The sequence below is a fragment of the Acinetobacter sp. WC-141 genome (assembly GCF_000313935.1).
Taxonomy (GTDB): domain Bacteria; phylum Pseudomonadota; class Gammaproteobacteria; order Pseudomonadales; family Moraxellaceae; genus Acinetobacter.
This window is the reverse complement of sequence record NZ_AMSS01000005.1, coordinates 1-12,795: the sequence shown is the minus strand read 5'-3', so window position 1 is coordinate 12,795 and position 12,795 is coordinate 1. Positions and strand designations below refer to the sequence as shown.

The following is a 12,795-nucleotide window of genomic DNA, read 5'->3' as shown; positions in this document are numbered from 1 at the left end:
AATCTTGTACTTCATCCAAAGTATCAAATAAATGCTTGCTCAGCCAACTATAACGTATGGTCCGATTATAGCGTTCAATATACGCATTCTGCTGTGGCTTACCCGGTTGAATATATTCAATACGAATACCGTGCTCAGTAGCCCAGCGCACAAATTCGTGACTGATAAATTCGGGACCATTATCGCATCGGATCACTAACGGTTTTTCTCTCCACTCCAGCAATTGATTCAACGTACGAATAACCCTGATTGTGGGCAATGAGAACCCTGCTTCAATGGCTAGGCCTTCGCGGCGGTAATCATCAATCACATTCAATAATCGAAACTTGCGACCATCGGAAAGCTGATCATGCATAAAATCTAATGACCAAACCTGATTTTCTCGGATTGGTTCTTTCAATGGTTCAGGCGCATGCCGTTTTAGTCTTCTTCTCGGTTTAATACGCAGATTCAGTGCCAACTCACAGTAAATGCGGTAAACCCGCTTGTGATTCCAGCAGCAACTCTCAACATGCCGTAAATACGAGAAGCACAAACCAAAGCCCCAATCGGAATTTTCCTCAGTGAGTTCAATGAGCTGTTCAGCAATGAGTGCATTGTCATCGCTGAGTTTGGCTTGATAGCGGTAGCAGGTTTCACTAATGCCAAATGCTTTACAAGCCAAACGAATACTAATGGCATGCTGGGCAACTGCCTGTTGTGCCATCTTACGCCGGCAAGATGGCTTTACCACTTTTTTGCCATCGCTTCCTGGATGATTTCGGCCTTTAATCGCTCTTCCGCATACATCTTTTTAAGTCTGGTATTTTCGGCTTCTAGCTCTTTCAGTCGAGCCATTAATGATGTATCCATACCACCATATTTGGCACGCCATTTATAAAAGGTAGCATTACTCATGCCGTGTTCACGGCAAAGGGTCGCTACAGGTGTGCCAGATTCTGCCTGTTTCAAGATGGACATGATCTGACTGTCAGTAAATTTAGATGTTTTCATGCAGAATCTCCTGCTCGTATCTTAAGAGAAAATTCTACTTTTAGATCCTTTTATTTTTAGGGGGGATTACCAACGCAACTGTTATTTTTATTAATGACATTACACTGGCTGCTACGCCCAACGTCTAAAGCTTTGGCTAAGTAAATTTCACTGAGCGCAGCATAGCGCTCTTCACGGCTGCTATTTTCAGACAGACTTTGAATTTTATTTAAACAATCATCAAAATTTTGCAGGCAAGACTTTTCATCTTTTTTGACCAAATACAGTAAATTTTGGGTTTGATGACTTAAGGTGCCGTCGGTCAAAATACTTTCATTCTTACTTTTTAAAGCATTGCTTAAATTACTTTCTTTTAAATTAATGACCTGACAACCACTGAGCAAAGCCATTATTGTTATCATTGAATAATGGTAAGACTTTGTCATTCTGCCTTCCTTAATCGAATGTATTCCCCATCTGGTCATTATGCCTGTAAAGCAGTGAACGAACAATTTCGACTCCGCTTCCGTCTTCCTTTATTACGAAAAAAAGCCTGAACTCATGTTAATTCAGGCTCATTGGTTATTTTTTCTCATCAAGCTTGGTTAAACTTTTGCTGTGAAGCTAAATAAGAAAAATACAAAATTGGTAAAATAAACGGCGCTACACTCCAGAAGTCAAAATAGACATAGAGTATCGCTCCTAAAAAAGCACCAATCACAAAGCCAATTACAATACTCGCGCTTTTGAGCAAACTTGCCCAATTCGCTGCATTATTATTTTTCAGCAAGTTGGCAATATCAATACCGAGCTGTGTGGTGTTGCCTGTCATCATGGTACTTGGGCTAATATTTTTAATGAGTGTTTTGCTTGAAGTATTACGAATAGCTAAGGCAATTAAACCCAGCCCACCTGTAAGTGCCACGGTCATTGAATCCGGATTTTTAAACGGTTCGAAGTAAAGTCCTGCAACCATGAAGGCACATAGAAAAATGGCTTCAAATAAAAATAAATAAGACAGTGTTTTATGCTTGACCTGACTATGGTCAATTAACAGCTTGGTGATTACCACCGTCAAAATAAATAGCGGAATAGCAGCAAGCTTGATCCAAATACCAGCGCCGCCTTTAACCCATGCAGCCCCTGCCAACACTAAGTTTCCCGTCACATGAGCGGTAAAAAAGCCAAACAAAGCAATAAAACCAATGGTATCAATTGCCCCGCCCACCATGGTCAGCAAAACAGGATCTCGACATATGGCCCATGTACTTTGTTTCTCTTGTTGCATTGAGGTATCAGGCATAAGCTGCATCCTATTATTTTAAAGTCATTAATTCAGTACAAAGATGTTTTAAATATTTAAAAACAAATCAAAACTAAAGCGTTTATAAAAACAAAAAAGCATGTAAAAACATAGACTGCGTTATGTCGCAACACTGTCTTTAAAATGGCAACAATCAAAATTGTCTATTTTTAAAACATTAATCAGTTCTCATCTACAAATCAATTTGACCTCGAAAACTGTTCTAACTATGATGAAGCCGCGAGTTGTTATCAACTGATTTTGAACATGAAAAAGTTATGCCAAGATATGGATAATGAAAAACAACAATCACGAGTAGGGATATGTCACTTTATAATTATTCAGTTTTTCTAGGCGGATTATTATTTGCGTCTATAGCCTTTGCGGGTCAAAAAAATAATGCTCACCGTGATTTTTACTTAAAATGTATGGCTGCGGGACATAGCCGTGCAAGCTGTACATGCATTTATCACCGTTTAGAACGTCAATATTCCCCAAAACTGATGCATAAACTTGGAAATTTAAGTTTACAAAGCCCCGAAGTGCCACGTGATTTTGTGAAAACCATGATGCGCACCATGCGAGAGTGCCAGTCATAAAGTTACTCATTAGAGCAAATGAGCAAGATTTCTAATTTCTTCCATCACTGCCTTACACGCAGGCGTTAAATAGCCATGTTTAGAAATAGACAAAGAAATATAACGCTTGAGCGCAGGGTTAATAATTTTTGCAGCTTGAATTGAGGTGTATTGACTGGCCTTATTTAACGCTTGCGGCCCCAGCATGGTGTACATGCGAGACTCGGACACCAAATAGGTTTGCAAACTAATCGAGTCGGCTTCAAACACAATATTCAGCTCTACCCCATTTTCATAGGCCATGTGGTCTAAAAAATTGCGCCAGTTACTTGGCCTGCAAAAGGTCACAAGGGGTAATTGGTCTATTTCTTTAAATTCGACTTCATTTGCCTGAGTGAGCGTATCTCCTTCAGCTCCCACCAAATAGGTATCGGCTTCGGTAAGGTAAACATCGCCCTGTTTCGGCGTTGGGTTAAACCGATAGAGTATGGCTAAATCGACACTGCCATCTTCGAGCCATTTTTCTAAATGCACCCCTTGCCCCTCACGCACCGACAGTTTAATTAAGGGATATTTCTCTTGAAGGACTTTATACAGAGTCGATAACAACGGGTGTGCCGTAGACGGCAAACTGGCAATACGAACCGTCCCAATCGGGGTATCGGTCGAGTGCAAAATTTCATTATTGAGTTGATCGGTCACGTTCAGCCATGAACGAATTTTAGGAAGTAAATGCTGGCCTAAGTCGGTGAGTTCGACGCCGCGTCCAGTTCGGTTAAACAAACGGCCACCACATTGCGCTTCAAGTTCGTTCATTTGCCGACTAATTTGCGGTTGATTGGTGTTATGCAGCATCGCGACTTTGCTTAAGCTACCCAGCTCCACCGCATCTAAAAATATTTTCCATAATTCATAATTCATCGATTCTTCCTAAATCGTAAACTTGCATTTTTGAGCCATACATTTTCAGTATAACTGAAATTCAAGAATTGGTAATTCCTACATAGCTCACCAATTTCTATACTCCAATCATGTTCTCTACAACACGATTTAAATCAGATTAAGAACCAGAGAATATTTAATTACACTGTATAGGAAGTACGATTATGAGTTTAGATTTACGTGGATTAACCCCAGCACCTGTGACTCCTTTTACCCGTGACGGGCAAGTAGACCATAATGCAATTCAACGTTTAGGTTCATGGTTAGGCAGTATTGATGGTGTGAAAGGCTTGGTTGTTCTTGGGCATGCAGGTGAAGGAACATTCTTGTCGCAAAAAGAACAAATGCAGGTCATCGAAAGCTTTGTTAAATCGGTAGATGACAAAATTCCGGTTATTGCAGGGATTACACTCGAAGGTACTTCGGTTGCAGCAGAAGAAGCAAAACGTGCAGTGAGTGCGGGTGCTTCGGCAGGTTTGATTTACCCTTCACATGGCTGGTTGCGTTTTGGCTATCAAAAAGGCGCACCACAAGACCGCTATAAAGCGATTTATGAAGAAAGTGGTTTGCCATCTATTTTATTCCAATATCCAGATGCAACGAAGGCCACTTACGACCTAGACACCCTACTCGATATTTCTGCACAGCCAGGTGTATTTGCCATGAAAAATGGTGTGCGTAACATGCGCCGCTGGGATGTCGAAATTCCAATTATTCGCCGTGAACGTCCAGACTTACAGGTATTGACGTGCCACGATGAATATTTGCTTCACACCATGTTTGATGTAGACGGTGCATTGGTTGGCTATGGCAACATTGCCCCTGAACTGTTAATTGAAATGATTAAAGCAGGCAAAGCCAAAGATTATGCTAAAGCACGTGCGATTCACGATCAACTATTACCAGTGACTCGCAACGTTTATCACCGCGGTTCACACATGGAAGGCACAGTTGCGCTTAAACATGCATTGGTTGCTCGCGGAATTTTGGACCATGCCACTGTGCGTTCGCCACTGCTTCCACTGGCAGATGGTGCTGAGCAAGAAATTCATGATGCGATGCGTCAAGCCGGAATTGGCAAGGTCGATTTAACCCAAGCCGTTGCTTAAATTCTATTCGGGCTAGCATGTACGCTAGCCTTTTTTTCCTGTACGCTGCCTGAGGCCAAACATCGGGCATGTCTCTTAAAAACAATAATAAAAAGCATGCAAACTGTGGTGAACAGGTAGTGCGAAATAGAACAACAAAACTACGAGGAATGTAGTGATAAGGAGATATAAGATGACAAATCTAGCGGATGTAGAACAAATTAGTCATCATCAAAAAAATGCGGAAATTATTGCAAGACTCGAACGGCTACCCGTCACTGGTCGGTTGCAATTTATGCGAATTACCATCGGTATCGCGACCTTTTTTGACGCTTATACTGTTCTTGCGATTGCCTTTGCTTTACCCCAACTCATTACCGAATGGCACCTGACGCCTGCCTATGTTGGTGCGATCATTGCCGCGGGCTATGTCGGGCAACTGGTCGGTGCAATCTTCTTTGGTTCTCTTGCCGAAAAAGTTGGTCGTTTAAAAGTACTGTCTTTTACCATTTTACTGTTTGTGGCAATGGACATTTCCTGTCTGTTTGCATGGAGCGGAATGTCGCTATTAATTTTCCGTTTCTTACAAGGCGTTGGTACAGGTGGCGAAGTGCCTGTTGCAAGTGCCTATATTAATGAGTTTATTGGTGCAGAAAAGCGCGGTAAGTTTTTCTTGCTCTACGAAGTTTTATTCCCCCTCGGTCTTATGTTTGCAGGCATGGCAGCATTTTTTCTGATGCCAATTTACGGCTGGAAAGTCATGTTTATTGTGGGCTTAGTTCCCTCATTACTGGTCATTCCTTTACGGTTTTTCTTGCCTGAGTCACCACGCTGGTTGGCTTCAAAAGGTCGTTTTAAAGAAGCGGATAAAGTCATCAAAAGCTTTGAAGATGGTGCTATCAAAAGCGGTAAAACTTTGCCTGAACCTGTGGTTAAAGAAATTAACCCGCAAGGTATGGCAAAAACCGACTGGCGTGAGCTGTTCCGTGGTATTTACCGCAAACGGACCTTTACCCTGTGGGGCATGTGGTTTTGCGTGTATATGGTAAACAATGCCATGGTGACTTGGCTGCCATCTCTCTACAAACAACACTTTGGTCTGTCGCTTCAAACCAGTTTAGGTTATGGCTGGATTACCTCGGGCGTGGGTGTGATTGCTTCTATTATCTGTGCGTTAATGATTGATAAAGTTGGCCGCCGCCCTTGGTACAGTGCAGCTTTTTTCTTGGCAATCATTCCACTCATGAGCCTCTCGGTTTTAGGTGCAAAATCGGCCATGCAAGTTGTAATTTTCGCAACGATTAGCTATGCCATTTTGCAGACTATTTCATTCTCTTTATACCTTTACGCTGCCGAACTTTACCCTACTCGCCTACGTGCGATGGGCATTGGTTTTAGTACCGCTTGGTTACGTGCCGGCTCTGCAATTGGACCGGTTATGGTGGGCCTCGTGGTTGGTGGTTACGGCATTCAATATGTGTTTAGTGTGCTTGCCGTTGTGGCGCTCATTGGTGGGCTTGTAACCTTCTTGTTTGCCATTGAAACCAAAGGCCAAGTGCTCGAAAAACTCTCTCCTTAATTCATCCATTTCATAAAAAGCTTGCCTAACCTCAGCGTTAGGCAAAGGGCTTATTCATGCTTAAAAAAGGAATTTAAAATGAATAAATATTTGCTATGGGGCTGTATTGGTTTAGGCAGTGTGAGCAATGCTTATGCAGAGCTTCCTCAAGAATTTGGCAAGTTAGAATTAAAACTTAACACCCGTTACTGGAACGATGAAGGCACTGCCCACTCCACGCTTGCCAACCCTTCGCCTTCGTCGAGTGAATATGAACAAAGTGCTTTAGGGCTTGAGTTAAATTATCAGTCACCTTACTTGTGGGACTGGCTTGGGGTAGATGGCTCACTCTATGCAGTCACCAAGTTATTTGACTCTGGCAAACCGAGCGCTCAGCTTTTAGACGTCGAAAATAACGGCAAGCTCGATCAAAACTTTGCAACTTTAGGGCAGCTCTACATCAAAGCAAAACTCGGCGACAAAGGCGAAATTAAGTTAGGCCGCCAGTTACAAGATTCGCTCTTGCTTAAAAGTACCAATAACCGCGCAGTGCCCGATACTTTTTCGGGTGCGAGTGGTCAGTTTCAACTGAATGATCAGCTACAGACTTATGTTGCTTACTATGACCGCTGGAAACCGCGCAGCATGGACTCATTTGAAAAACTAGTGACTGAAAATGACGAGCGCATTGACTATGTCGGTTTGCTCGGTGCCAAGTATCAGTACAAAAACTGGAGCGTGAATACCGAATATTTAAATAGCAAAGATTATTTAAAAAAGTACGGAGCGATTGCTCAATATAGATTGCCCCTGCATGGCCTTGTGTGGACATTCAACACAGGTGCTTTTTTCTCGCGTGATGATGGCAAACTGTTTAAATGCGGAGCCGAAACCGAGCTGGACTGTGTCAAAGGCCAAGACATTAACAACCGTGGCAATGGTTATTTTGTCGATGTAAATATAGCTAAGAATAATATTGAAGGTGGTATTGCCGTTTCAAAGTTTGATGGTTTTTGGATTGAAGATAACTTTGCCGTGCACTCTGACCGCAACTCGGTTTTGACGCAAGATCACGGCACCAACCCGTTTCCGACCTCTGCGACCATTGGCCCTGACTTTACCAATAACGATGAAACTGCGGTTGCCCTTCGCTTGAAATATAACTGGAAAGACTACGTCAAAGGTTTAAAAAGCGAAGCGAAGTATATTTATGGCTTTGGCGCTCACCAAAGTAACATCAGCAGTGATATTGAAGGTAAAGAGCGTTACTTTGACTTTACGGTGAGTTATGCCTTGCCGTGGGTGAAAAACTTAGATGTGCGTTATTCATTTTTGCATTATGAGTCAAAGTTTGAAAATGCAGACCTAGGTGAAAAAATAAATGGCATGTCTCGAAAAGATTGGGACCAGCACCGTGTATTTATTAATTACCGTTATACATTTTAAGTACAGGCTAAACGTTTAGTTTAGCTTTATTATTTTTATTAATTTACAACCTTAAATACAGAAACTTTTGAGTTTAATTAAAATATAAATTTATATTTAAAATTTTTATAATATTTTATTTAAATTGAATTGACCTGTTAAAAACTTATGATTATTATGGTCTCGCTGGCCTACATTGCCAGTCGGTTTTGACAGACCGAGTATACAGCGTATCAGGTTTATACTTCCTGAGTATCAGACTTGTGCGCACTGCACCTCCCCCTTACCGTTGCGGTAGGACGGGAGGGGGACGCGCTTGCGCGTGCTGGTGTATACCCAGTCTGTCAACCCCTTCTCGTTCTACCACCCAAATCAATTGACGGTGATTTTTGGTGGTAGAGCTCCATACAATTTAAGGAGTTGACCATGCCACTTTTTAAACTAATCCCCTCTCCCTTATAAACTTTTTATTTATTTAAAATTTAGGTTTTCTCTCACCTAAAACATTTTAAATTCATCAATAATTTTATTTTAAAATTTTAATCATTTTATTTTCCTATTTTACAGGCGGGTTAATTATTGTCTTTAAAAATGATTTTAATACTTTAAATATAAGCGGCTTATTTTTTATTAATAACTTAGTGAAAATTATCACGAGAATAATATGAAAGTTTATAAACCTATTTTGGCTTTAAGCCTTGTTTTAGGCGATTACAGCGTTTCGGGTTGTGACCTCCACACTCAGCAGGATTTTGAAAAAATTTGCCTGTCTGGTGGGCACACCCAAGCCAGTTGCGACTGTATTTACCAACGGCTTGAACAAGTTTACTCGCATAAGCTCATGCAACGTCTAGAACATGTCAGTTTGCAAAGTCCTGCTCTCCCACAGGACTTTGCCCCTACTTTTTTTAGCGTGATGCGGCGGTGCGATAAAGAAGACATGGGCTAAGCGTTTGGCTTAGCTCCCTTATCTCTGTGTCGCAATGGTGGATGACTTTAAATCAGCGCAAAAAATTAAAGTTCTGTTGTGGCATGGGGGCCTTGGGGGGAATACTATAGGTATAATTCCCAAATTAGCGGATCCAAGTAGAAAAAGTTATATAAATAGACTTCCACATCAAAAAAATAGACTTCCACGTATGGTATAGTCGTTGTAATAAAATTAAAGGTAAATTTATGGATGGTAATTGGTTTGAGTTCATCGCAATACAGGGCATACAAGCGCGTTCAGCCTTTTTTGTTATTATGGTTCCTTTAAAATTTGTCCCCCAATTTTTTAAATTCGATGATGAATCATTACCAACTACCTTAAGAGCTCAAAGAACTCTTAATAAAGCACGTATTCCTCAAATAAGTAGATATATGGTAGAAAATGTAGATGAATATATAATGTCTTCTTTATGTGCTTGTATTGATGGGGAAATTAAATTCGAGCCCTGTGGAATTTCAAACAATATGGGCAAACTAAGAATTTCTATGGATGCCACAGTATTAATTAATGATGGACAACATCGAAGAGCTGCAATTGAAGAAGCTATTAAGTTAAAACCATATTTAGGTGATGAGACAATTTCTGTTGTAATTTATGCAGATAAAGGTTTAAAGCGTTCGCAACAAATGTTTGCAGACCTGAATATGCACGCCGTGAGACCAGCTCAGTCTATTAAATTACTTTTTAATCATAGAGATGAAAAAACTCATATTACAAAACTGATGATTGAAAAAATTCCTCTTTTTAATCAATTTACAGACTTTGAAAAAACAAGTATTTCTCATCGCTCAATTAAAATGTTTACCTTTAGTTCGTTGCATCAAGCAACTAAAGAACTATTAAATTTTAAGCATTCGGAAATTTCTATAGAGGAAGGCGTTAAAATTGCCACCGAATTTTGGCAAGAAGTAATACAATATATCCCCGGCTGGTTAAACTTACTTGAAGGCAAAACGAATGCTTACCAATTGAGGCAGAATTACATTCATGCTCATGGAATAGCACTACAGGCAATTGCTAGGGTTGGACATATTCTTTTGCAAGAATATCCAAATGAATGGCAGACGATCTTAACTAAACTAATCACAATTGATTGGTCCAGAAGCAATTTAGCTTTATGGAACGGACGCGTATTGGTCGCAGGTAAGATCAATAAATCACGCAATAATCTGGTTTTGGTTACCAATCATATTCAGAAAACCTTAGGAATACCGTTGAGTACTGAAGCACAAAGGGTTGAAAGTTTATTTATCAACTCATCACACGCGAGCAAATTAACTGAGGAGATGGTCTAAATGAGTTTTTTTGAAACCAATACTCTTGCAGATCTACACGCTTCTATCCAAGAGGTCTATTTATCTGACCAAAGACCATGGGTTGTAGGTTACTCAGGTGGTAAAGACTCAACTTGTGCATTACAACTTGTTTGGAATGCTTTAGCTAAACTACCTAAAGAGCAAAGACGTAAACCAGTATATGTAATTAGTTCTGATACGTTAGTTGAAACTCCAATTATTGTACGTTATATCGATAAAAATTTAGAAAATATTCAATCAAAATCTAATGAACAAGATATGCCTTTTATTGTCCAAAAGGTTAGCCCTCGTGTAGAGCGTTCATTCTGGGTAAATTTAATTGGCCGTGGATATCCAGCGCCAAGCAATAAATTCCGTTGGTGTACTGAACGTCTTAAAATTGAGCCTGCAAATGATTTTATTACGCAACGTGTAGCAGAGTTTGGTGAGGTAGTTGTTGTTCTAGGTGTCCGTTCTGCTGAAAGTGCTACACGAGCTCAAGTAATTGCCATGCACAAAATCAAGGGTACAAAACTTGCTCGACACTCTTCATTACTTAATGCATTTGTATTCGCGCCTATTGAGTCTTTCTCCACTGATGATGTATGGAACTATCTACTACAAAACAAATCACCTTGGAATAATGATAACCGTGAACTGGTTACAATGTATAGAAATGCTCAAGCGGGTGAATGTCCACTTGTAGTTGATAAAACTACTCCAAGTTGTGGCAATTCTCGCTTTGGTTGTTGGGTATGTACTGTTGTACAACAAGATAAGTCAATGGAAGCAATGGTTGAATCAGGTGAAGAATGGCTTGAACCATTATTAGAATACCGCGACCTACTTTCATCAACTCAAGATCCAGAAAAAAAATTCATTTATCGTGAGTTTAAACGTCGTAATGGTCAGGTCGCTTTCAACCATACAAATGGAAAGCTAGTCCCTGGTCCGTATAAGCTGGAGTTTCGTAAAGAATTACTCAGTAAGCTTTTAGAAATTCAGAAACAAGTTCAAGCTGAAGCTCCAATCGGCGAAGCACCTGTCCTCATTCACCCAGCGGAATTACATGAAATTCGTCGTCTATGGCGTTCTGAAAGTGGTGACTGGGCAGACTCTGTTCCTCAAATTGTAAAAAATATTTTAGGGGTAGATTTGGATTGGGAAATTGAAGATAGCGTTCTTTATAACACCCAAGACTTTGCTTTACTGGATCGTATTTGTAAACAACATAACCTTCCTACTGAGCTCATGGTAAAACTCATCGGTGTGGAAAAAGCCTCTCATGGCTTAAAACGTCGTCATAATATTCACAGCCAATTAAGTAAAGTGTTACATGAAGAATGGCGGGACTTGAAAACAATTCTTGCTGACCGGAACTCTGAACAAACTATAGATGACATCATTGAAACTGAAGATGAAGAAGCATCTTTTGCAGAGGAAATCTCTTCAGGTCAGCTCGATTTACTAAATAATGCTGGAGCTAATCCATGATTATCAAATCATTAATTTTGGATAATGTTGGTTTATATAGTCAGCGTACCGAATTTTCTTTAGAACCTAGAAAGTCCTCAGTCACCAATCGGCCAATTATACTAATCGGTGGCCGTAATGGCGCTGGTAAAACAACTTTCTTAGATTCTGTCCGTTTAGCCCTTTATGGCAAGCGAGCTTTAGGCCTTGGAATTAATAATAAAGACTATCAACAATACTTACTAAGTAAGATGAATCAAAACCATCTTGAACGTGCTTCAAGTGTGGAACTTACTTTCCTATATACGGAAGGCAGTATTCCTGCAGAATTCAAAGTATGTCGCTCTTGGTCTTTAGCTGCAGATGGACAAATTCATGAGAAGTTAGATCTTCAAAAGAATGGTTCAACTGTAACTTTGATATACGCTGAATTATCAGGAGACTTTCCCTTGGGAGATTCTAGGCAGCCAACTTATAAAAGTCTTCGGCCATTTGATTTGGTGTCTTAAAACCCAAACCCTTTTGAATTCTTCGATGATTATAAAATAACTCAATGTATTTTATAATATCTGCTTTGGCTTCTTCTCTGGTTTGATAGTTGTAATGATGCACTAACTCATTTTTCAGTATTCCCCAAAAGCTTTCAATCGGTGCATTATCGTAACAGTCTCCGCGCTTGCTCATTGAACCTTGAAAACCATATTGCTCAAGTATATTTCGATATTCCTGGCTGCAATATTGACTTCCTCTGTCTGAATGCACAATCAGTTCTTTGGTTGGTTTTTGATTGTGAATAGCCATATTTAGCGCATTACAAACAAGCTGTGTTGTCATGCGCTCATTTAAGCTATAGCCAACCACTTGCTTCGTGTAAAGGTCTTTTACCGCTGCTAAATACAGCCATCCTTCAACAGTCCATATGTACGTAATATCACTTGACCATGCTTGATTTGGTCTAGTCATTGAGAATTGTTGCTCCAGCAGGTTTTCATAGATCGCTCGATTATGGTCACTATTCGTAGTCCTTTTAAAACGCTTGTGTCGCTTACAATACAGGTGGTTCAGCGCTTTTATCTGACGTACAGCGTACATACTCATTTTTATACCCTGAGCTTGTAAGTATTTGGTTAATCGAATATAACCATAGCTCTGCTTTGTCTCCTCATGGGC

Annotated in this window: 11 protein-coding genes and 2 pseudogenes; 8 read left to right on the top strand and 5 right to left on the bottom strand. The window is 40.2% G+C overall.

The window, feature by feature from the left end; all coding sequences use genetic code 11:
* The 3 genes and pseudogenes from ACINWC141_RS00745 to ACINWC141_RS00730 form a co-directional block, all read right to left on the bottom strand.
* A protein-coding gene (locus tag ACINWC141_RS00745; RefSeq protein ID WP_155757871.1) for an IS3 family transposase occupies positions 1–993 on the bottom strand; the annotation gives its coding sequence in 2 pieces (ribosomal slippage) (positions 1–741 and positions 741–993; 994 coding nt annotated over the 2 pieces). This gene is flagged as partial in the annotation.
* 71 nt (positions 994–1,064) lie between these two features.
* Positions 1,065–1,418: pseudogene (locus ACINWC141_RS00735) on the bottom strand (alpha/beta hydrolase); the annotation flags it as partial.
* Between the two features lie 149 nt (positions 1,419–1,567).
* Positions 1,568–2,275: a YoaK family protein gene (locus ACINWC141_RS00730; RefSeq protein ID WP_009386852.1), complete on the bottom strand. Its 708-nt coding sequence runs from the start codon at positions 2,273–2,275 to the stop codon at positions 1,568–1,570.
* Between the two features lie 323 nt (positions 2,276–2,598).
* On the opposite strand from ACINWC141_RS00730, the gene ACINWC141_RS00725 reads away from it, so the two are divergent.
* Positions 2,599–2,874 (top strand): hypothetical protein, encoded by a 276-nt coding sequence (locus ACINWC141_RS00725; protein ID WP_009386860.1) that lies wholly within the window; start codon positions 2,599–2,601, stop codon positions 2,872–2,874.
* A gap of 9 nt (positions 2,875–2,883) precedes the next feature.
* Here the strand turns inward: ACINWC141_RS00725 and ACINWC141_RS00720 are convergent, their stop codons facing one another.
* A complete protein-coding gene (locus ACINWC141_RS00720) occupies positions 2,884–3,774 on the bottom strand; it encodes a LysR family transcriptional regulator (protein ID WP_009386844.1) in 891 nt (296 codons plus the stop codon).
* A gap of 185 nt (positions 3,775–3,959) precedes the next feature.
* Here ACINWC141_RS00720 and ACINWC141_RS00715 point away from each other — a divergent pair, with 185 nt between their 5' ends.
* The 7 genes from ACINWC141_RS00715 (at position 3,960) to ACINWC141_RS00685 (ending at position 12,134) form a co-directional block, all read left to right on the top strand.
* Positions 3,960–4,904, top strand: a complete 945-nt coding sequence (locus ACINWC141_RS00715) for a dihydrodipicolinate synthase family protein (protein WP_000050876.1) — start codon at positions 3,960–3,962, stop codon at positions 4,902–4,904.
* Positions 4,905–5,076: 172 nt separating this feature from the next.
* On the top strand, positions 5,077–6,462 hold the full coding sequence (locus tag ACINWC141_RS00710) for an MFS transporter (protein WP_009386858.1): 1,386 nt from the start codon (positions 5,077–5,079) through the stop codon (positions 6,460–6,462).
* 78 nt (positions 6,463–6,540) lie between these two features.
* Positions 6,541–7,887, top strand: coding sequence for an OprD family outer membrane porin (locus ACINWC141_RS00705; protein WP_009386856.1), 1,347 nt, complete (start codon positions 6,541–6,543; stop codon positions 7,885–7,887).
* 643 nt (positions 7,888–8,530) lie between these two features.
* Entirely contained in the window at positions 8,531–8,815 is a 285-nt protein-coding gene (locus ACINWC141_RS00700; RefSeq protein WP_009386854.1) for a hypothetical protein, read from the top strand.
* A gap of 227 nt (positions 8,816–9,042) precedes the next feature.
* The gene (gene dndB, locus ACINWC141_RS00695) at positions 9,043–10,152 is read left to right on the top strand and encodes a DNA sulfur modification protein DndB (protein WP_009386847.1); all 1,110 of its coding nucleotides are present in this window, start codon (positions 9,043–9,045) and stop codon (positions 10,150–10,152) included.
* On the top strand, positions 10,153–11,646 hold the full coding sequence (dndC, locus tag ACINWC141_RS00690) for a DNA phosphorothioation system sulfurtransferase DndC (RefSeq protein WP_009386850.1): 1,494 nt from the start codon (positions 10,153–10,155) through the stop codon (positions 11,644–11,646).
* A complete protein-coding gene (locus ACINWC141_RS00685) occupies positions 11,643–12,134 on the top strand; it encodes an AAA family ATPase (RefSeq protein ID WP_034677050.1) in 492 nt (163 codons plus the stop codon). The genes dndC and ACINWC141_RS00685 overlap by 4 nt, the downstream gene beginning before the upstream one ends.
* On the opposite strand, the pseudogene ACINWC141_RS00680 reads toward ACINWC141_RS00685, so the two are convergent.
* Positions 12,085–12,795: pseudogene (locus tag ACINWC141_RS00680) on the bottom strand (IS3-like element ISAba22 family transposase); the annotation flags it as partial. The gene ACINWC141_RS00685 and the pseudogene ACINWC141_RS00680 sit on opposite strands and share 50 nt — an antisense overlap.